Here is a 21,580-nt window from a genome sequence, read left to right as displayed (position 1 = left end):
TATCTGCTGTGAACAATCTAAGGATATTAATATACACATTAAAATATTAAGGTGATTTTATGTATAAACGGCTGCTGCCTCTCATCACAGAATCGGACAAGGAGCTCCCCTATTATGTTGTGGATGCGGGACTTCACTGGAACCAGGAGCATATCGTCCGGCCCGAAGGATATCTGTATCAATGGATTCAATGCGTGGAAGGCGAAGGAGAGTTAATCACCGGAGGGAAATCCTGCCGGGTCAAGGAAGGTGCTGCCATGCTTCTCCACAAAGGAGCTCCCCATGAGTATTACGCGGTCAGCCCCTCCTGGATCGTGAATTGGCTTGTCTTTGACGGGCATCAGGTGGACAGCTTCCTGAACCGGACGGCCGGAATTACAGCTTCAGGCGCTTTGTATGTATCGAGACCGGAGCTTTTCACGGCAAAAATCCAGAGCATCATGGACATCGGCCAGTCCCGTTACGCCCTGAAAAGCCTGGAATGGTCCAGTCTGGTGTATTCGCTGCTGATTGATATGGTCCAGTATGCCTCTATCCATCCGCACAGCAGTGCTTCCAATCTCAACCTGAGGCTTCAGCCCTTGTTCGATTATATCGACCAGAATGCAGACAAGCCGCTGACTCTGGATGAAATGGCCGAAGTAGCCGGAATTACGCCGCAGCATTTATGTACGGTTTTTAAAAAGACAACGAATATCCGGATCTTTCAATACATCCACTCCGTCCGGATCAAGAAGAGCAAGGAGCTGCTGCTGCATAACCCCCTCATGCCGATTAAGGAAGTGGCGCTGTTGTCCGGATTTGAAGATCCCAACTATTTCAGCACGGTCTTTAAAAAGCATGAACAGCTGAGTCCCAACCAGTTCAGAAGTATTTATTACAGCAAAACAAGGAGCTGACCTTGTCATCAGCCCCTTGTCGTGTATTTCGTGATTAACTTATTTCTATTTAATCGTTACCGTCCCTGCTCCCGTTCTTTACTCGATTGGTAAAAAGCCAGGCCCCACACTAACACCACCAGCGGAATAAATACATACCAAGGCAACGTTATAGTCTCACCTATAACAAATGAAATAGCGAGCAGGATCACTATCGCAATAATTGAATATAACATGCCTCTTCCGAATGTTTTCATGATGATCGCCTCCCAGTATCAATGTACCCTCACTTTTTCATTACCCATAATTTGCCTTTTGTATACTTTATGAACTGCAGCTGGCTATGGTTCTAATGAGAGGCAGCGTGCTTGGGCATTAGGTGGAAATCCTCCGGCTAATCCGGTCCTTTTACATCATTTATGAGCTTTAGTAGGAAATTCTCCTGCTATTCGGGCGCATAAAGGTCTTTAGAGACTCATCCAGTACAATGAAGTGGAGTTTTTCCAATAAGAATGGTTATACCGGTAGTAATCGGAGGATTAGATGGAGAAATTCCGCTTAGCCTAATCTGCACACGTTTCCTAAGTCCATTTTCAAATATCACGGCTAATCACAGCAGGGCTATAGAAGATGAATCATCAAAAAAGGGATGCTCCGGCAGCCGCACAACAGCCGCTTGAAGCACCCCTTACCGTAAAACGCATCAAAAATGCCAAAGGCGGCATTTACTATTTCCAAATCCCCGCATCAGCATCTCACATGCTTGCGCTTGAAACCGATTTGCCCTTTTTCGATTGCCTTTTGAATATTCGCATAGGCATGAATTTGCTTGCTTTTGGGCTTATCCTTGTCTACTTCTACCGGACCTACAGCCTCCGCAGTCTCGCACGCTTTGTCATGCAGCGGCACGTAGGAAACCGCAACGGTGTACAGGAAATTGTTCATCGAATATCGGGCGCGTTCCGGCGCATCATGAATAGTGTTCCGCACCAGTTCCAGCATCCCGGCTAATTTGTCCCCGGAGAACTCCTGATCCTTACGGCTGCCGAGCAGCCAGCAGTAACAGCTCCAGCCTGCCGACATCCGCAGCTCTTCTCCGCTCGCAATCCATTTGTCGGCAACCTGCTGGGCAATATCCGCTTCCGCAAGGGTAACAGCCACTACATAATCGGACAGCATATAGAAATAAGCCCCGTCCATCCACCGTTCATAATCCGCCTCAGTCATGGCATTGGGATCGGCAATAATTCCGGCAAAATACATGGCATCATAATTCCCGGTCGCGTAGAGTTCTTCTGCCAGCGGCTGGTTGATTTTCGTTTTCCGGAAGATCGGTTTCATGGCTCCGGTGGCCACTCCGAAAAGTGGTTCGTGTGCACCGTTTGAACAGTACATTTTCTTGGTGCGTTCTTTGCTGAGGCCTTCAAGCTCCTGCATAACCGTTTCTGCATTCATCATTCACACTTCCTTTGCTTCTATAAATATATAGAATCCCTTTACGTCTGCTGGTAATTCACCGCTGCAATCAGGCATGTCCCGCATAAAAAAGCATAGTAAATCCCTTCACTGTCGTCAGCCTGCTCCATATCGATCTGGGCAATGAATTTCATTGTCTCCAGGCAGCAGGGACACTCCGGATAATCCGCATCCTGAATCCAGGCCGGGTGTCCGCCGATCTGAGACGCAGGGGTCTCCAGTGTCCAGTGGGAATTTTCATAAGTACCCGTCGGCCGGTCCGATAATGTCAGGGTATTCCACTCTAATTGTTCCCGGCCTTCTCCCTCTTCATAATGGGGCAGATAATCCGGAACGGTATTATATTCACTCCATACATACCCGCCGTCCAGATCCACCTTCATATACACCGTGCCGTAGCAGTTACACTGCATACAGGCTGCAATTCTCAGCCTCCGGCCGGACAGCTTCATAAATTGCAGCAGCGGATCCTGAAGATTGTAATCCAGCAGCACGGTCAGCCGGCCGCTGCACCACGGGCAGACTTCATTGCTGCTGTGAAGGACGGATACAGCGGGATGCACTTCCGGTTCACCAGTATGCTCCCTGTCCGCTATAAAAGAATAGCTTTCCGGATGAAACAGCAGTTTCTTCCCGCCCGCAGCATCAAGCTCCCAGCCTGCTTCACGGGCATAGTTCTCCGGAGGCTGATACATTCCGTCCGCCCAATCCGGCGGCTGCTGCCGCCAGCTTTTGAACAGCTTGACCACCTCTTCATCACCAATCCAGGCCAGGGCCAGCAGCAGATGATTCCGGTTGCCGGCATCATGCTCTATTAGCTGAATCAGCCGGTCGCGGATCACCGGACCCGCCTGCCTGTACAGAATACCGGGATAATATATTCCGGCACGGAAGAAAGCCTTGAGGCCCCGTTCTACAGGCGCATCTGTATAACAGGCAAGCGACAGCAGAATGGTCTCCGCCCGGTCAAAATCCGCTTCTTCCACCAGGGTGAGGGCATAGTTCTCCATTTGCTCCTGCTGACGGTCTGTCAGCTGATGATACAGCTCCCGGGCGGTTTGACGGTAAGGCAGTATCTGTTCAAGCGGATTGTATTTACGCGGCTGATGCATGATGATCAGAATCTGCACGGGATCACTTATCCCTGCATATAAATCCACCTCTTTACGGTTCTGTTCAATATACCGCTGTTCCTCCAGCGCCAGCTTCCTTTGGTGGCAAGGCATGCAGATTCCGCCGGTTTTGGCAGCAGTGGCAGGCAGAATAGTGGCTTGGCAGCCTGAAGTCCTGCACGGCAGACGCCCGGTCATGTAATCACTCCGTTCTGTTAGGGGCAACTGTACTTATTCTCTTTCTATTTTAATCGTTCCGGACGCCGCCGCACAACAAAAAAGCAGCGTATCCGCAGATGAGCCGCCTTTGTCCATGCAGCAAATTTCCGGCAAGCTATGATTATGCATTGCCGAGATGCACACGGATTACTATATCCTGGTCATGATTGCCGAATCCTGCCCCGTAAAGCGTTAATCCGCCTACGTTAACGGAATTCTCATCTACCGCGAACCGCAGTGTCCAGAATTGTTCCCGCAGCTTGACATCATGAACGGTAACTCCCGACATCCGCTCCCCGTCTATAAACGTACCTTTACTGTCGATGCGGATGGTTTTCAGCAGACCATACTGATTCACATTCCGGTGCCACCACTCTGGCGTATAGATTCCCCTTGCTGCCCTTCCGAAATCCGCCGGGCTTGTCCAGGTTCCCAGCTGAACACCGTTGAACGTAAACTGGATGTCTGACGGCCAGTCGTCGCCCAGCCCCGGCGCTTCCGAGGCAAGCTCTACCGAAATCTCAACAGCCTCGGGGACTTGGTCAGGGAGCAGATAATTAGGGGTTTTGTACTCAACGTATCCTCTCCCGAACCACAAAATGGCGGCGTGGACCCGCTCGGGATCCAGAAAGTAGCGCGGATCATCCCAGACTCCGATTTCCTTTTCCCTTGTACCAAGTCCGCAGGTGGGATGAACTTCAAAAGCGGTGTAGTGGCCGACCGAAATGGTCTGCTCCCTGATTCTCGTTGTCCGGCTGGCGGATGGCAGCTCGATCTCGATATTCTTCTGCTTGAGAAAGCACATTTTATGTGTTCCCCCGCCCAAACGGACCCGGCGGCTCCCGGTTAATCCGGCTTGCTCCAGCTTTTTGATATGCATAGTGACGATAGAAGGGCTGAGCTCAAGCCGATCCGCAATATCCTTTACATTCATTTCATTGCCGGCAATCAGGTTCATAATTTTCCATCTGACTTCGCTTGCCAGCGCTTCATACAGCGCCATAAATTCCCGATTCCCGTTTGCTTTTATCATCCTCACCGTCACCTGCCCGTTCCTCATGAATTCATATATATATTAATTTAATAAAAATAGCCTAAAGCTTCAACCCCAATACTATTGAAAGTATATTCTCATTGATGTTTAATTTTGTTAGAGGTTAGGCTACATGGATTCTTATATATGTGAATTTATAATCGAGGTGGAGAAAATGAAATTCAATAATCCGGTCGTCAAGGGTTTTTATCCGGATCCGAGTGTGTGTAAAGTCGGGGATACGTATTATCTGGTGTGCAGCTCCTTTCAGTTTTTCCCCGGGGTGCCGATTTTTGAGAGCAAGGATCTGATTAACTGGACCCAGATCAGCCACAGCCTTACCCGCCCAAGCCAAATTCAACTGGAAACCGTGAGCAGCTCCGGAGGTGTGTTCGCACCTACCCTGCGCCACAATAACGGCCGGTTCTACATGGTGACCACGAATGATACTACACACCAGAATTTTTATGTCTGGACAGATGATATTTACGGCGAATGGTCTGAACCGATCTTTGTCGATCAGGGCGGAATCGATCCGGACTTGTATTTTGAAGACGGAAAAACGATTTTCATGAGCAACGGAACGGATGATTTTGGAGTCGGCGGTGTGATCCAGTGCGAGATCGACATCGAGACCGGCCGCAAGCTGACGCCAAGCCGCTCGATCTGGAAGGGAACCGGCGGCCGTTATCTGGAAAGCCCTCACCTGTATAAAATCAAAGGCCGTTATTACCTGATGGCAGCAGAAGGCGGAACCGAATACGGCCATATGATCACTTATGCCCGGGGAGACTCCCCTTCCGGCCCGTTCGAGGCTTATCCGCACAATCCAGTTCTGACCAACCGTAATTTGGGCGGTTACGAGCTGCAGGGTGTCGGCCATGGCGATCTCGTTCAAGACGGCGACGGAAACTGGTGGATTCTGCACCTCGGCTTCCGGCAGACCGGACAATGGCTTACGTATCACCATCTGGGACGCGAGGTTTTCCTGGCTCCGGTGACTTTTGGCGGGGACGGCTGGTTTACCGCAGGGCATAACGGCACGACGCTTATGAGCTTTGAGACAGACCGCATCCCGGACACCGTCGTCCAGCAGGAGAAAAAGCTGTATACCTTCGGGAACACCGACTGGAATCTCGACTGGTGTTATCTGCGTCATCCGTCCAGAGAAAATTATCAGCTGGAATCCGGTAAAGCCACACTCAAAGGGACTGAAATCACGCTGGATGTTCCAAGATCACCGACGTTTATCGGCATCCGCCAGAGGGATTTTGATGCCGTCATCTCCTGCGAGGTAAACTTAACCGGCGGCGAAGCCGGCATCACCATCTACATGGATGAGAATCATCACTATGATCTCGCCCTGCGCAGCCGCGCAGAGGGATATGAGGTCATCGAGCGGTTGAACATCGGAGACATTAAATCTGTCGAAAACTCCGTAGAGTCGCGTTCCGGCAACCATGCTGTATTGGTCATCAAATCTACGCCTACCCACTATCACTTCTATGTGCAGACAGAGGAAGGCGAAACATTGCTCGGATCTGCGCAAAGCAGATATCTCTCGTCAGAGGTAGCGGGCGGATTCACCGGTGTCCTGATCGGCTTGTATGCCTCCGGCGAAGGCTCTGCAGCAGAATTCACGAATTTCAGCTGTCAGTATCAGTAATTTTGAGCAGGCACAACAGACAAAGCGGAAGCCGTTCCACACGGCTTCCGCTTTGTTTGCGTCCGGTTATCTGCTTATCCCATAACATCCACAATATGAAGATCACTGATTTTGCTTAAATCAATGAATTCCTTCTGGTCTACAGCGATGAGCGGCCTTGTGGGGTAGTTGACATTCGTCAGCAGAATCCTGCCTGTCCGCCCGTCTGACAAATGCACCTCGCAGCCTACCTGGCTTGCCAGCAGGGAATCCAGAAACGTCATACCAATGTATGAGTCAAAACGGTTATGTATAATCCCTTGATGAATTTCATTAATCACTTCAAAAAAAGAAAGCGCAGGCCTGTGCGGCCGGTCAGAGATCATGGCCATATAAATGTCTGCCAAAGTGACAATTTTGCTCAGCCGGTCCATTTGGTCCCCTTTGATTCCGTACGGATACCCGCTGCCGTCTTCCCTCTCATGATGCTGCAGGGCAACTAAGGCGACCCGGGGATCAACCCCGGAATTCATCAGCAGATCATAGCCCAGAACGGTATGCTGCTTCATGATTTCATACTCATGCTTATCAAACCGGCCCTGTTTGTCCATCAGGGAAGACGGAAGCTTCACGGAGCCAATATCATAGACACACGCAGCCGTCGCCAGGAGGCCCATCTCCTCATCATCGAGATTGAGCCGCCTGCCAAGGGCCGTGGCAATAACGGCTACACCGATACTCTGTTTATAACGGAAATCTCCCTGTTCCTTAAGGTCAGCGAAGACTTGAAATAAATTATATTTTTTGGCAGTTTCCTTTATAAAAGGAAGGATTTTTTCTTCTACGTCATCAATCGGCACAATGTCATTGCTGCGGACCAGCCTGTCGATTTCATGCAGATGCATTTCAGCCCGCTTTACCTTTTTCCGGGATTCAATGCTTGAGGGACGGAGTACTGCTCTCAGGTCCATGGCTTCAGCTTCCGGATACCCCTCCGGAGAATCTGCGACAGCGGCCTCTATACTTCCAATCCTGATCTTAAAATTCGCCAGCTTGTCGATGTGGCTCTGGAGCAGAACCGTGTCCTTCGAGATCAACAGGATCCCGTTATTGCCGTATATATTTCTCTCCAGCCTTCTTCCAATAAAAAAATCATATTCTGCGAGCGACATTGAAACCACCTCCATTGTCCTCTCCTGAAAACACAGACCCGCCGATCCAGGATCAGCCTTTGTCCGGCAGAGAGTATTCTAAGCTCTATTACGGCAGACCGGTGGCATTTCTTTATTTTTTTTCCAGAAAATAAACCTATAGTAATGTTCCGGGAAGCAAAAGAAATTGCAATGAGGATATCGGCCTACCTGTTCTTTCATATTTTTTGGGCCCAGCGGAGGAGAGAAGCACGGAAGTTAGCAGCAGGGAAATTTATTTTTAGAACTAATCTATTAAAAAGCTTCCACTTTTAAATAAAATGTTATATTATATTATCTCAAATGCATAATAAAAGTGTTTATTGTATATTAATTCGTTACACGTAATGTGATTATGACACAGTCATGGCACCATTATCGTGCGAATCTACCAGGAGGGATGCATAAACCTGCAAGAACAGAAGCAGTCCTTTGTACCGCCACACATACAATTAGAGAGATACTGGGAGGCAAATGATGTCTAAGAAACTATTATCCTTATTAATCGCGTTAACATTGACGTTATCCGGCGTTCTTCCGGCAGCCTATGCCGGTGAAGTTGTCGCTGAGGCACAGCCTCAGGTTCAAACCGCACCACAGGCTATTGAATCCGGTGCTTCGTCCGGATCTGCTACGGAGGCCGTGCAGGCAGCAGCACCTGCAGTAACGGAAGAAGTCTACCAGGTCTCGATGACCGAGATCACTACAAAATCTATTCCACTGACCCTTCCTGAGGGTGTGACAGCAGATCAGCTTACGTGGAATTTCGGCCGCACTGCGGAAGAAATGAAGCCGCTGGCGGAGTGGAAGAAATGGGACAACGATTCTAAAGTCAGAGCTTATACGGGTGATCCTTTTGTAAAAGTAAGCTACAAGCCTGTCTCTGCTTCTACGGTGACTGCTGAAGTATACTTCGATATGCCTTTTGGCGGCAACTTGTCCGTAAGCGGCGTCCGCGCAGAGTATGTGAAGCTTGCAGGGATATACAACCTGACAGCCAGTGCTCCTAACGGTGATCAACTGGTAAAGCAGCAAATCAAGCTGGCTCCGTATGATAGCTATCATACATATGATGAGATCAAACCGGCGATTGACAAAATCACTGCCAAAAACGAATATGGCCGTTATGTGGAATACCAGCAGATTGGAACGTCCACACAGGGACGGGCGATCCACTTCTCCATCGTCGCCAAGGACAAAGCGTCCGTAGACCAATATTTGAATCAAACGCTGCCGCTCATGAACAATGATCCTGCGAAACTTCAGGAAATGATCACCAGCGGCCAGCTCCAGGATTATAAAGTGCCGATCTGGCTGAACAACATCCATGCGGATGAGGCCAACGGTGTAGACGTTATTATCAATTTCCTGGAAACCTTGATGACCGAGAAAATCGTCAGCTACGATACGACAGATAAGAACGGCCAAGTTGTTCCGGTTACACTGGATATCGACAAGGCGCTGGACAATGTGATTTTCCTGCTGAATTATGTGGAGAATCCGGATGGCCGGGCACTCAATACACGTGCAACTTCTACACTGCTTGACCCGAACCGTGATAACTCTTATCAGACACAGCCTGAGACAATTGCTACTACAGCCCAAATCGCCAAGTGGACTCCGCTGAGCTTCCTGGATATGCACGGTTTCGTGAAGGGCTTCCTGATTGAGCCTTGTACACCGCCGCATGACCCGAACATCGAATATGATCTCGTTATTCAAAATATGATAGACCAGGCTAAAGCTATGGGTAATGCCGGTATCGCTAACACCAAATATACCGAGTACCACATTCCTTATCTGGAAGCTGAAAAATTGGCAAAAGACCCTAATTATGATGATCCTTACGGCAATGCTACCGGCTGGGATGATGCTTCCCCAGCTTACACTGCAGTCTATGCAATGCACCAGGGCGCCCTGGGACACACCATTGAAGTACCTGAGCTGAATGAAGATTCGCTGGATGCATTCTATTATGCAACACTGGCTGCAACCAAATATGTCCAGGACAACAAAGAAAAGCTGTTCCTGAACCAACTGGAAATTTTCAAACGCGGAATTAACAATGAAGATCATCGAACAGTTGATGAATTCCTGGTTAATGCCCAATACGATTCCATTGGACGTCAACGTGAGAAAGAAACAGCAAACTTCTTTCCAGATTATTATGTGCTTCCAGTAGCTAAAAGTCTGCAAAAGAATGAACTGGAGACCTACAAAATGGTGCAATACCTGCTCCGCAACGGAGTGAAGGTCGAGCAGACAACTGCTGATGTAACTGTAGATGGAGTCACTTATCCATCCGGGACCTATGTAGTGAATATGAAACAGGCTAAACGCGGTTTTGCCAACCTAGTTCTGTATAATGGACTGGATGTATCCGATTTCGATGCAATGTATTCTGATACAGTACAGAATTTTGCCGACATGCGCGGATTTGACCGGTATATCATCCGCACTAAGAATAACGAAGAAGTATTCTCCAATAGTACACGGCAGGTAAGCAGCATAGTCATTCCGTCAACGAATCTGGATCAGGCTGCTTTCTCGCAGAACTATGTGATCCGCAACAGTAATAACGATGCGATCAAAGCAGTTAACGAGCTGCTAGCCAGCAAAAAAGCAGTTACCCTGCTTGCAAATGATGGACCGGGCTATGAAAAGGGCAGCTTCCTGGTTTCCAGATCCAATCTGAGAACTGTTGCTTCCAAGTATCTGCTGGACATCGTACCGTTCTATGACACAGCCGATAAAACAGGTAAACTGCTGAAGCCAGCAAATGTATCCATTGGCGGAGCACCTTCATTCATTCTGGCTGATCTTGGATTCAAAGTAACTTCTGATACAGCGGCGGCAGACGTGCTGGTCAATTCTGGCACCAACCTGATTGCCAGCGGCAAACCGTTCATCGGGTATGGCCGTACAATTCTGAACAGTGTCAAGAGACTGAATATCCTGCCAGGTCTGGAGTATTCCAACCCGGTGAACAAGGATGGCAATGCCACGGCACATGAAGGCTTGTTCAAAGCAACGGTTTCTCAAGACAATGTAATTACCGCTCCTTATGCAGAGAATGAATATCTTTATACTGTATCTGCTGCTTATATTACAGGTGTTCCTGCAGGCGCTGAGGTGCTGGCAAAATACGGTACAGGCGATGACTTTTTCAAAGCCGGCTGGTGGCCGAACAGCGATGCAGCCAAGGGCCATGTCCTGGCACTTGATTATCAGACAGATAATCTCCATGTAACCTTGTTCGCAAATGATCTGCTCAACAAATATCATCCGCAGAATCAGTTCAGACTGCTGGCGAATGCGATTTATGCATCTGCCCCAGCTGCTACAGCAGCAGACGGAATGGATAACGGCGTGCTTGAACCATATCCGACATCACCTTCAGGTGGTACCGGCGGAAGCACTCCAATCGCATCTCCAACTGCAACACCGGCTCCAACAGCTACTCCTGCTCCAACCGCAACACCGGCTCCAACAACGGCTCCTGCTCCGGCTGTGAACTTTACGGATCTTGGAAGAGTAGCTTGGGCAGCTGATGCTATTCAAGAACTGACCGCTAAAGGTATCATTAACGGCGTTGGCGGCAATTCCTTTGCACCGCTCAAGGAAGTAACCCGCGCCGAGTTCATTACTATGATCGTCCGTGCGTTTGAACTGCCGTTTGCGAATGCTTCGGCTAACTTCAGCGACGTTCCTGCTGCGCACTGGTCTTACAGCTATGTTGCAGCCGGCGTCGAGAACGGCCTGGTTAACGGTGTTGGGGGCGGCAAATTCGAGCCTAACCGCTCGATCACCCGTGAAGAGATGGCCATCATCGCAGCCAATGCTCTGACCAAGTTCAAGGGCAAATCGGTTACTGATGCCGATGCTGCACTTGCCGGCTTCAAAGACAAAACAAGCATTGCTTCCTATGGTAAAGACGCGGTAGCGCTGCTTACCCAGGAAGGCATTGTAAAAGGCATGACAGCCGACACCTTCGCACCAAAAGGGATCGCTAACCGCGCGCAAGCTGCTGTAATTATCAGCAATATCATCAATCTGCAATAGTTCTTTGCGGTAAACATGTACAAGGAAGCCCCCGGCCATTGGGCCGGGGGCTTTTTCTGTAATTATTTTATTCCATAAACTTGATCCCTTTAGCAAAAGCATTGACCTCAAAACCGCTGTCCTCAATGGAGGTGAGCAGTCTGCCATTGATATACATATGCTTGAAGGTAATCCCCTCCACTGCTCTCTCCCGGTCATACCCGTGGATTCTCGAAGGATTGGCATTCACACCGTTGTACTCGATCTGTTCAAACCTCACGTTCTCAATCCGGTTTCCGGGGAGGGGATTATAATCTTTATTGTGGACCACACGGATATCAAACAGCTGTCCCAGCTCAAAGTCATCAACCTGGATCTGGCTGAACACAACATTTTTCACGGTATTACCATCCCCGGCATTAATCGCCACCGCTCCCCAATAGTTGGGCTGGGGCTCATGATGTTCAAGGATGTCGATATTTTCGAACCTTAAATCCTCGACAATATCCCCGCCTCTCCCGTGATCCCCATGAATCCCGATCATCACGGCATGCGCCACATCCGCCCATAGCACGGAATCCCGGACTGTCACGTCTTGGGTATCGCCGTAATAATTCCAGCGCGAACCATAGACCGCAATGCAGTCATCAGAGTTCCGCATAAACAGATCCCGGAGATGAATCTGTCTGCAGGACATCATATCAATGCCGTCAGACCAGCCGCGTGAACTGAAGGATTTGAAATTTTCAATTTCAACCTTCTGTGACTGTCCCAGAAAAACGCTGTAATGCGGAGGATCAATCACCATGATGCCTTCGATCCGGATACGCTCCGAGAAGGTAATCCTGATTCCGCGGAAAGCAGTATACCGGTGGAACATCGCCAGGTAAATCATCCCGCGCCCGCGGATCACAACATCCTGCACCTTATCGCAGACCAGTGAGCCTATTAGCGCCGCTCCGCCCGCCAGATATGCCGTGATGCCGGAAGGCAGAGTAAGCACCGTTTCCTCTATAAAATGAGTGCCTTCCGCAAAATAAATCACAGCCGGCAGTTGCCCCGTCCCGTCCAGCGGCTCTGACAATTGCTTCAATAAATCATCTGTCCGGTGAATACCGCGCTTTACCAGCATAACGTCCGGATCATCAGGTGTGGGAGGATGCTCCTCAAAGGGAGACGCAAACAAATGCAGATTCCGGAAGCGGTCCCCGTTGATTTCCACAGATAGCTTACAAGGCTTATCCAGCATAAAGGTGAGGGTATTCTGACCGGCGGCAGGACTTATCCCGGCGGAACGCGGACGGATCTCACAGCTCCCGATCACGCTATACAGGCAGGAAATTTCCACTTCCACCTCACCTTCCATATCGAAACAGGCCATCGAAGCCTGTCTTACCTGATGCATATCCACATTGACCTCAAAGACCGGAAGGACATGCCAGGTTCCTCCGGCAGGCCTGATCCGGACCTCATAATCCTCCTTTAATGGAATGTGCGGGGGAGCCGGATAAAATTGTATACGATTCATGGTTCTTTCCTTTCCTGCTGCTTCGGTTATGTTTATCAGATGAATCCCATAATTCTGGCTGCAACAACTGCTGCTTCTGCCCGTGTCACCTGGGACTTGGGAGCAAAATGGTCTGACTCCCTGCCTTTGATGTATCCGGCTTCAGCCAGGGTATGAACAGCCTCCAGGGCGTAGCCGGAGATCTGCATTGTATCCCTGAACTGAACCGCGCTGTTTTCCTTCTTCAGCCCCATTCCCGCTGCTTTCAGCATGCGGAGGGCCATGACCGCCATTTCCTCCCGGGTAATGCTGCGGCTGCCGCCAAACGTTCCGTCTGCGTATCCGGTTATAATGCCCAGAGCTTCAGCCGATGCTACTGCGCCGGTATACCACTGTCCCTCTTTCACATCACTGAAGGAAGACATTCTACCGCTCTGCACCAGTTCCAGAGCTTCCATCATCATTTTCAGGAACTCAGCCCGGGATACCGCACGCCCCGGTGCATAAGCATTGTTCCCGGTCCCCTCCACAATCCTGCGGGCCGACAAGGCTGCAACACTATCCTTAGCCCATGGATAATTATCCATGTCCGTATAGACAGAAGGATTAGATATGACTGCATACCTGCTGAAGTTCCTCGCGCCGAAGGCAAATATGCCTGCTGTGCTGTTATATCTGGAATTCCGGATCACTTCCAGACTTCCGTCATCCTTAAGAGATGCACTGACCAGCTCATACTCCGATTCCCCAGCCTGCAGCAAATACGGAATCTCTACATGCACAATCCTGTTGTTGGCAAAGCTGTTTACGGATTGTCCGTTAACGGATAATCCGAACTCGTATACTGGCTTATCCTTAAGCAGAATGGACAGGGATGCCGGTATTCCCGGAAGACCCTCCTTTGTGATCTTCACCATCAGCTTGTCGGTATCCTTCAGGCTGCCGGCCGCATTCAGGGGAAAAGTCAAAGATGCCATTCCGGATTCTATGGACAGCAGCCTGATCCCCGCCTGCTCCGCCTTCAGCCAGGCGCTGCCTGGAAGCTCCAGCATAACCGAGGTAAGTCCGGCATCCTTCAGTATCTGAATCACCAGCTTTTCCTCCTGATTCTGTACGGCACGTTCAATGGCTTCGTTAAGCGTCTCACCGCTCAGCAAAATCTGCACTGCATCCTGATCCGGTGCAGGCACCACCTTAATGATACTGCCGTTGATGCTTATTCCGTTCTTTTCAGCCGTGGAAGGGGACACATCCCCTCCTGCTGTAATCCCGCCGGTTGGCTGGGCAGGTGGCTTTACCGGCGGCAGTTGTTCTTCTTTTAAGGTCTTGACCGTATACTCCTCGCTCGGCGTCCGGTTGCCTGATTCATCAAAGGCGATTACCCGGAAGGTATAGGAGGTATCCGGTTCCAGACGGGTAAAATCATACACATAGGTACTGCCAGTTACCGTTCCATGAACATCCCCGTTCATCAGTACATCGTAGCCTGCTACCCGTACATTATCCGTTGAAGCTCTCCACCCCAGCTGCAGAGAGCTTGAGGTAATGGCATCCGCCTGCAGCCGGCCCGGCGGTGCCGGCGCACCTTCGTCAATCACGGTGACATGGGCGACAGCGGGCAAAGCCGTCTCATATACTGCGCCAGTCACAGTGAAGCTGCCGGGGATGCTGTAATGGGTATCATCAATATCCTTCCAGACAACGGGCAGGGACTTAACTGTCTGGTCACTGTATACGGCCTCCACTACGGATGGCAGCTGCGGCGGTGTTCCGGCCTCTGTGATTATTTCTGCCTTATTCAGACTAATGATAACCGCTTTAACCTCCAGCTGATCCACAGCTGCAAGCAGACTGTCAGCGGCTGTATCAACAGCCTGCTGCGTGCCGTCAGCGGAGCCAAGCACTTCCTTCGCCTGGTCCATTGCCTGAAGAAGGGTAACGGTACTTTCACTGGTGTAAGCATCAGGGTCAATTTCTGATACCCGCTCCAGTAAATACACCAGCAACGTTTTGTCGGCGGTCTTCCGGAAGAACTCCAGCTCCGCCACGTTGGCATTTCCGCCGGGTGAGTAATAACGCAGATAACGGTAAGCCTGTTCGCCAGTTACGGGTACGGTGTACCACTGCGCAGCGCTCACTCCGCTTATGGTATATAAATCTGTATACGCTTCTCCGTCAGCAGAGCCTTGCAGAATGGCTCCATTCACCCGGCCCGTATGAGCCTGCGTCGCTCTCGGGTGAAATTTGAAGCTGGCCAGCGCCTGTTCACCACCGGCTCCCAGATCCACGCGGATCCAGCCCGGATTGGATTTGGTATCCGTGTAAGTAGCTGTATCACCGTCAAAGGCCTTCCAGCCGTTGGCAGCTTCACTCCATTTTCCGTCCCAGGAAATATGGGAGGCCTTAACCATGGATTCGGTAACTGCTATTTTCCGGGAAGGCAGCTCTGTGACCGGAACCAGCAGCTGCTCGGCCTGAAACAGCTCATTCAGCAGAGCCAGCATATCAGCGCCCTGCGCGCCGGCGGCCTGCAGAATCCGCTCCGTCTCCCCCCTGTAATGATAGTAGCTGAGCCGGGTGTAACCTTCAGGCTCTTTCACCTTTGATTGCAAAGCTGCCGCCGGAATATTATATTCGCCGTAGATCTCCACTTCAGCTGCATTTCCGCTCCAGGCAGCAGGGTTGTAAATTCTCAAATATCTGTAAGCACTGCTGTCCTTGATCTGTTCTTCGCTGATAAAGGTCCAGGTATAATCAGCCGCCCCCGACACAGGGGGAGTCAGATCCCTCCAGTTCAGCTGATCGCCGGAGCCTTGAACAACCAAGCCGTTCAACCGCCCCGCATAGCCGGTTCTGGGCAGCAGAATGACATCGCTGAGGCGCACTGACGCATCCGGTCCGAAGTCTATTGTATAGTAGGCTCCGCTGCCGTTAGCCAGGTCGCCGAAGGTTTCAGCGCTGCCATCGAACAGCAGGTAGCCGACCTTATCTGCAGACAGGCCGCCGCTGCCGTATTGAGCGCTGGAGGCTGTTACCTGGGCCAGCTTGGCGGTGTCTATAAATTTGGATTTATTGACATAGTAGAGCAGCGAATTATCCGTTGTGAACATGGCCGGAGCAGCCGGCACCCCTTCGGCGGTCGCATAGCTGACCCGAAATTTAATCCTGCCTGTCGGCATAGCATCCTCCATTAGCACTGAGGCCGTCCAGTTGATATTGTCTGTAGTGTGAAGCGAAGCCTTCCTCCCTTGAATAACAGCCTCCACTTCTCCAATCTGCTCGGTTGACTGAAAGGCGAGGTCCACCCTGTTGCCGGCGTTCACCCTGTTCTGTATGCTCTGGGGTGAGCTCAGGGATACCGATTGCAGCTTGTGATGGGATTCGTGGCGCAGGCCGTAAATACGCAGCTCGGACAACTCAAACATCGTGCTGGACGGCTCAATCATCTGCAGCTTCAGGAACCTGAACTGCTTCCCCTGGTGCTCAGCAGCGACTTCCAAAGTCTGCAGCTCATCAACTGCAGTTGTGAGTCCCGGCGTCAGCCGGGTCCAGTTCTCCTTGTCATCGGACCCGTAGACCGCAGCTCCGCCAATCCGTTCAGGGAATCCCGTTCTGACCTGAAGATCAACGGCAGCAGCAGATACTTTGAAACTGACTCCAAAATCCAAAATATAACTGAGATTGTCCGCCAGATAATAGCCGGCAAAGCTGTCCGGCGCGTTATCAACCAGATTGCCGATTTGTATGCCAAAGGTGGAAGACGCCACAATGTCAAAATACCGCATGCTTCCGTCCTCCATTAAAGGCGTAAGCTCCTGGAGGCCTTGAGCGGCATCGTTCAATTCAGCCAGCTTCCCGTAAAACATCTCATCTGAAGCGGACGGCAGCGCGTCTGTCACTTCACCGAGCACCGTCTCGTATTCTTCCAGGGTTGAAGAGATGTAGCCTGTTCCAGGAATATACGGGGCAATGGCCGCCGCAACCGCTTCCTGACGGTTCGAACCCACAGTTATAGTTACGGCCTTTGCCGTCACGGAGGCTTCATCCGCCGCGCTTACAACCATGGAATACACGCCTGGCTGTTCTGGTTTCCAGGAGAAAGACCCGGTGCTTTCATTAAAAACAGCTCCGTCCGGCTTACGGTCAATCTGATAAGTTACATGATCGTTCGCCTCAGCATCCTGTGCCGAAAAGTCAGCGTGCAGGGTGGCTTCAGAACCGGTATAGGCGAAAAGCTTGAGGTTGTCCGCTCCGGATGTGAAGACAGGCGGGGTTAACCGGGCCGCCGGGGCGAGCAGCAGATGATCGATATCAACCAGAGTTCCGTCCCCGCTGACCTTGAAATAGATCAGATCCCCCAAACCGCGGTATTGGTTCATTGTAAAGGTTACATACTTCCACTGGCCCTTAGTATCAGGCAGCACAATTTCTGCATCGGACCATCCGTTAAGCTCAAGCTTCGCCGTACCCTCCGTCCGGATTCTGAGCGCAGCTGTTTTCAAGCTGGTGCCGGAAGCGACTACGGAAATCCGGCTGCCTGCTTCTGCAGCTTTGATCTGCACAAACGAGGTGTCCCCTTCCTGCAGAACCTCAGCCCGCCCGTCCAGACTGGTGGCCCGTTGCTCAATTTCCGTCCAGTCTGCGCTGGGCGAAACCTTTGGCAGTGTGGAAGATCCTTCACCCTCAGCTTCCTTCGGAATGTAGAGCCAGTAATCAGCCCCTCCATCCGGAGATTCCCAATAATACGGTGTGCGCCTGTCGAACATTTCCGCGTAATACGGTGCTTCTTTTTCGATATCAAGCCCCATGTTGTATTTATAATAATAATACTGGCCGTATACATTGCCGCCGATTCGTCCCCGGTATGCACCGGAGAGCACTTTATAAATGACAGGATTCCCTTCTGCATCATAGCGCGCCACAACGGGAGTCCATGGCGTATCATAGCCCAGCATATATCGGGCAAAATAATCGGCTGCCTCCAAGATCCGGTTGCCCAGAAATTCGTAAGCAGTTACCGCATTTTCTGCAGTGGACAACGTTCCCTCCTCCGGGTTCACCTTTGTGCCCTGTGCATCCAGAAGCCGGCCCAGAATTTCCACATTGGTGAGATCGCCTGCACCGTGGGCCTGGTCCCGGCCCATTTCCACATGCTGTACCCTAGGCGTGTCCAGCTTCTCCCCGTTCACAGCATCCTCCGTCACGAGCCGGAACAGCTGTTTAATCGAACCGTTCTGGCCTTGGTCGGCTGCACTCGCATTGACGGTAAACCATTCAACGCCTTCTTTGTAACGTTCCTTATTCTCTGTAAAAATATAGCCTGACATCGCCCCGAGCAGCGGATACAGATGCTGGTTCATAAAGTATCCGTTGGAATGCTGGAAGGTATCGATAACCGGATTAATCAAATTTTCCGTAAAATCAGCCGTATCCTTATCCGTCCACAGGAGAGCGGGATCAAGACCCTCGGAATGGCTGTACCGCAGGATCTCCGCAGCCGTAACCATCCGGTGCAGCGGAATCCCGGTATGGATATGCGCATCGGTGAAATAGGCGTACTGTGCAGGATCAAGACGCGACCAGATCCGGATCAGGCGCATCGCATTAGAACGATACACTTCATCCCCGGTGATATAATACATCAGCGCCTGTGTATGCGCTCTCAAACTATCGGCTATAAACCTGGAATTATAGCTTTGGCTGTTGAAGTCCAGACTGCGCGGTTTCGTAGGGTCGGACGTATCGGTCTGATTGCTGGAAGCAAAGGCAGTGGAAGCATAAGCGGACTTCGTCATAGCCGTATAATACGAATACCAAGGCTCCTTGTGGGCAAGCACCTGCTCACGCATATTTTCCAGTATCGGCTTGGTCAAGCCCACCCCGGGGTGTGTAAACCCGTTGCTGATCCTTTCTTCCATAACAACAAGACCGGCGGGTTCAGGAACGCTGCCGTCCGCCTGTGCCTCAGGCAAGACCGCCTCCCCGAGCAAGGTTACAGCTAACAGTACGACTGAGAGCATAACTGCACACGCTTTCGATAACAGAGACTTCCGGATACTCATTTCCAACCTCCTTATTCATGAATGGATTTTCCCCGCTGAAACACGGCCCATCATAGCAAAATCCCTTTGCATTATCTATTGCAATATCTTTGACTTTTTTGCAAAATCATTCGAATGGAAGGACGTTGTCCAGTACAAGTAATAATTGCATCTTTTCGAAAATAATTGGAATTTAATCCTTGTCATAAATACGCTACAGTTTTTCCGGAAGCGATTTCAAAAATGTTGGAGGTGATTAGCAAAACGTATTGCTGCTGTGCGCTAGTAATGCTTACAGGCAGCCAAGCGGCTGCCACTTACGAAGAAGGAGCTGAAGGAATGAAAAAATTATCATTAATCATGATTATCCTGGCGCTGGTGGCCGGCATAAGCGGACTTCCTGCCGTAACGAAAGCGGAAGCGGCTTCTGCCGCCCCTTTCTCCCATCCCGGCCTGCTGCATTCGCAGGCAGACTTCGACCGCATGAAACAAATGGTGAATGCCGGTACCCAGCCTTATCTGGACGGCTGGAACCAGCTGATAGCCAGTCCGCTCTCCCAAGCCGGCTGGACTCCGCGGGCCACCTCTACTATTATCCGCGGCGGCACCGGGGATAACGTAGCGCTGCTGTACAACGATGTTGCCCGTGCTTACCAGAATGCCCTGCGGTGGAAAATCAGCGGCAGTACGGCTAATGGTGACACTGCCCGGGATATTCTAAATGCCTGGTCGTCCACGCTTACTGCAGTCTCCGGCAATGCCGACCGTTACCTGGCTTCCGGCCTGTATGGTTACGAGCTGGCCAATGCGGCAGAACTCATGCGGGATTACCCTGGCTTTAATGTAACGCAAATGCAGGAGATGCTGATCAATGTCTTTTACAAGCCTCTTAACGAACGCTTCCTGATCGGCAATGAATACGGGCAGGATCATAATGACGCCTATATCCAGAACTACTGGGCCAACTGGGACCTGGCCAATATGGCCGCGGCTGTCGCCATTGGAATCTTCTGCGACCGCCGGGATATCTACGAGACCGGCATAGAGTATTACAAGAACGGTGCCGGTAACGGCTCCATCTATAACGCGATTCCGTTTCTGCATCCGGACGGTTTAGCCCAGTGGCAGGAAGCGGGACGCGACCAGGCGCACACCCAGCTTGGCGTCGGTTTAATGGCCACCATCGCCGAAATGGCCTGGCATCAGGGAGATGATTTATATGGATGGGCGAATAACCGCTTCCTGCGAGCTGCCGAATATGTGGCCAAATACAATAATGGCGGTAACGTGCCGTTTGCAGCTTATGAATGGGGCACCGGCACAAATGGTGCAGTCCAGACCCATACTGCTGTGAGCAGTGCCAGCCGCAATGAGTACCGTCCCGTCTGGGAGATGATCTATAACCATTATGCCAACAGACAGGGGCTGCCAGTACCGAATATCGCTGCCCGCGCTGCACTCTCCAGACCGGAAGGCGGGGCCAATCCGCAGTATCCCTCGACCTTTGACCAGCTCGGCTTTGGAACACTGCTCTACACCCGGCCAGCCGGCTCCGGCGGGTCAGCTGCTCTTCCGGACGGTAATGTCCCGGATGGTATTTACCGGTTCAGCGTACGTCTTGACGGTAAAGCTATGGAAGCAAACGGTACGGCAAACAACTCACCGGTTCGGAAATCAACCTATACGGGAGCTGTCAGCCAGCAGTGGAATGTAACCCATCTCGGCGGCGGCCAGTACAGCATAACCAATATGCAGAGCGGGCTGTCACTGGAAGTAGCCAGCGGTTCTCTGGAGCATGGCGCCAAATTCCAGCTGTACACAGCCAACGGCAAAGACCATCAGAAATTCGCCTTTATTCCTGCCGGCAGGGGGTATTACCGGATTACTCCTGTTCATTCCAACAAGCCGGCCGATGTCATCAGCGCATCCGCCGCAGAGGGAGCCCTAATCGATCAATGGAGATACACGCTTGGCAATCACCAGCAGTGGCGGCTGGAACCGGTATCCGTGAATGTGCGTCTGCAATCTTTTAACTTTCCGGACCGTTACATCCGGCACAGCAGCTATCGCGCCCGGCTCGATGCCGGGATGATCTCCCCCGTTCAGGATGCCCAATTCAGAATGGTCCCCGGTCTGGCTGATGCCGGCGGCTTGTCGTTTCAGTCTGTCAATTATCCGGACCGCTATCTGCGGGTCCGTTCAAACGGGGAAGTATGGCTGGACCTGAAGGACAACACGGCAGGCTTCAACAGTGATGCCACCTTCCGTCGCACAGCCGGCCTGGCTGATCCGCAGCTGTCTTCTTATCAGATGTGGGCTGATCAGACCCGGTATTTGCGCCACTCCAATTACCTGCTGTATGCGCAGGCGGCATCCGGTACCACGTTCAATGCAGATGTAACCTATACCGAAGCTGCTCCTTAAGGAATATAACTGCG

11 protein-coding genes are annotated in these 21,580 nt (G+C 51.1%); 4 read left to right on the top strand and 7 right to left on the bottom strand.

The window, feature by feature from the left end; all coding sequences use genetic code 11:
• Positions 1–59 precede the first annotated feature (59 nt).
• Complete coding sequence (locus C2I18_RS19765) at positions 60–899, top strand: AraC family transcriptional regulator (RefSeq protein WP_249897452.1); 840 nt, start codon at positions 60–62, stop codon at positions 897–899.
• A 56-nt stretch (positions 900–955) separates the two neighbouring features.
• On the opposite strand, the gene C2I18_RS19760 is transcribed toward C2I18_RS19765, so the two are convergent.
• The 4 genes from C2I18_RS19760 to C2I18_RS19745 form a co-directional block, all read right to left on the bottom strand.
• Positions 956–1,135 carry a DUF5325 family protein gene (locus tag C2I18_RS19760; RefSeq protein WP_249897451.1) on the bottom strand — a complete coding sequence of 60 codons (180 nt, stop codon included), beginning with the start codon at positions 1,133–1,135 and terminating at the stop codon, positions 956–958.
• A 490-nt stretch (positions 1,136–1,625) separates the two neighbouring features.
• On the bottom strand, positions 1,626–2,333 hold the full coding sequence (locus C2I18_RS19755) for a DNA alkylation repair protein (protein WP_249902176.1): 708 nt from the start codon (positions 2,331–2,333) through the stop codon (positions 1,626–1,628).
• A gap of 41 nt (positions 2,334–2,374) precedes the next feature.
• The gene (locus C2I18_RS19750) at positions 2,375–3,664 is read right to left on the bottom strand and encodes a DUF1963 domain-containing protein (RefSeq protein WP_249897450.1); all 1,290 of its coding nucleotides are present in this window, start codon (positions 3,662–3,664) and stop codon (positions 2,375–2,377) included.
• Between the two features lie 142 nt (positions 3,665–3,806).
• On the bottom strand, positions 3,807–4,718 hold the full coding sequence (locus tag C2I18_RS19745; RefSeq protein WP_249897449.1) for an ArsR/SmtB family transcription factor: 912 nt from the start codon (positions 4,716–4,718) through the stop codon (positions 3,807–3,809).
• A gap of 175 nt (positions 4,719–4,893) precedes the next feature.
• Here C2I18_RS19745 and C2I18_RS19740 point away from each other — a divergent pair, with 175 nt between their 5' ends.
• On the top strand, positions 4,894–6,384 hold the full coding sequence (locus tag C2I18_RS19740; protein ID WP_249897448.1) for a glycoside hydrolase family 43 protein: 1,491 nt from the start codon (positions 4,894–4,896) through the stop codon (positions 6,382–6,384).
• 74 nt (positions 6,385–6,458) lie between these two features.
• Here C2I18_RS19740 and C2I18_RS19735 read toward each other — a convergent pair whose 3' ends face one another.
• Positions 6,459–7,535: an HD-GYP domain-containing protein gene (locus tag C2I18_RS19735; protein WP_249897447.1), complete on the bottom strand. Its 1,077-nt coding sequence runs from the start codon at positions 7,533–7,535 to the stop codon at positions 6,459–6,461.
• Between the two features lie 495 nt (positions 7,536–8,030).
• On the opposite strand from C2I18_RS19735, the gene C2I18_RS19730 reads away from it, so the two are divergent.
• Complete coding sequence (locus tag C2I18_RS19730; protein ID WP_249897446.1) at positions 8,031–11,615, top strand: M14 family metallopeptidase; 3,585 nt, start codon at positions 8,031–8,033, stop codon at positions 11,613–11,615.
• Positions 11,616–11,682: 67 nt separating this feature from the next.
• Here C2I18_RS19730 and C2I18_RS19725 read toward each other — a convergent pair whose 3' ends face one another.
• Entirely contained in the window at positions 11,683–13,122 is a 1,440-nt protein-coding gene (locus tag C2I18_RS19725) for a glycosyl hydrolase family 28 protein (RefSeq protein WP_249897445.1), read from the bottom strand.
• 35 nt (positions 13,123–13,157) lie between these two features.
• A complete protein-coding gene (locus C2I18_RS19720; RefSeq protein WP_249897444.1) occupies positions 13,158–19,163 on the bottom strand; it encodes an S-layer homology domain-containing protein in 6,006 nt (2,001 codons plus the stop codon).
• Between the two features lie 318 nt (positions 19,164–19,481).
• On the opposite strand from C2I18_RS19720, the gene C2I18_RS19715 reads away from it, so the two are divergent.
• The gene (locus tag C2I18_RS19715; protein ID WP_249897443.1) at positions 19,482–21,566 is read left to right on the top strand and encodes an RICIN domain-containing protein; all 2,085 of its coding nucleotides are present in this window, start codon (positions 19,482–19,484) and stop codon (positions 21,564–21,566) included.
• Positions 21,567–21,580: the final 14 nt, after the last annotated feature.

The sequence above is a fragment of the Paenibacillus sp. PK3_47 genome (assembly GCF_023520895.1).
In the GTDB taxonomy this organism is placed as follows: Bacteria; Bacillota; Bacilli; order Paenibacillales; family Paenibacillaceae; genus Paenibacillus_AQ.
Note: the sequence above shows the minus strand (reverse complement) of the source record. Positions and strands in the feature narration are given on the sequence as shown.

What these genes read in the sequence shown, in the direction of transcription:
- C2I18_RS19715 (WP_249897443.1), top strand. Translation starts at nt 19,482, where the DNA reads ATGAAAAAATTATCATTAATCATGATTATCCTGGCGCTGGTGGCCGGC.
- C2I18_RS19740 (WP_249897448.1), top strand. Translation starts at nt 4,894, where the DNA reads ATGAAATTCAATAATCCGGTCGTCAAGGGTTTTTATCCGGATCCGAGT.
- C2I18_RS19735 (WP_249897447.1), bottom strand. Translation starts at nt 7,535, where the DNA reads ATGTCGCTCGCAGAATATGATTTTTTTATTGGAAGAAGGCTGGAGAGA.
- C2I18_RS19730 (WP_249897446.1), top strand. Translation starts at nt 8,031, where the DNA reads ATGTCTAAGAAACTATTATCCTTATTAATCGCGTTAACATTGACGTTA.
- C2I18_RS19755 (WP_249902176.1), bottom strand. Translation starts at nt 2,333, where the DNA reads ATGAATGCAGAAACGGTTATGCAGGAGCTTGAAGGCCTCAGCAAAGAA.
- C2I18_RS19765 (WP_249897452.1), top strand. Translation starts at nt 60, where the DNA reads ATGTATAAACGGCTGCTGCCTCTCATCACAGAATCGGACAAGGAGCTC.
- C2I18_RS19750 (WP_249897450.1), bottom strand. Translation starts at nt 3,664, where the DNA reads ATGACCGGGCGTCTGCCGTGCAGGACTTCAGGCTGCCAAGCCACTATT.
- C2I18_RS19760 (WP_249897451.1), bottom strand. Translation starts at nt 1,135, where the DNA reads ATGAAAACATTCGGAAGAGGCATGTTATATTCAATTATTGCGATAGTG.
- C2I18_RS19745 (WP_249897449.1), bottom strand. Translation starts at nt 4,718, where the DNA reads ATGATAAAAGCAAACGGGAATCGGGAATTTATGGCGCTGTATGAAGCG.
- C2I18_RS19725 (WP_249897445.1), bottom strand. Translation starts at nt 13,122, where the DNA reads ATGAATCGTATACAATTTTATCCGGCTCCCCCGCACATTCCATTAAAG.
- C2I18_RS19720 (WP_249897444.1), bottom strand. Translation starts at nt 19,163, where the DNA reads ATGAGTATCCGGAAGTCTCTGTTATCGAAAGCGTGTGCAGTTATGCTC.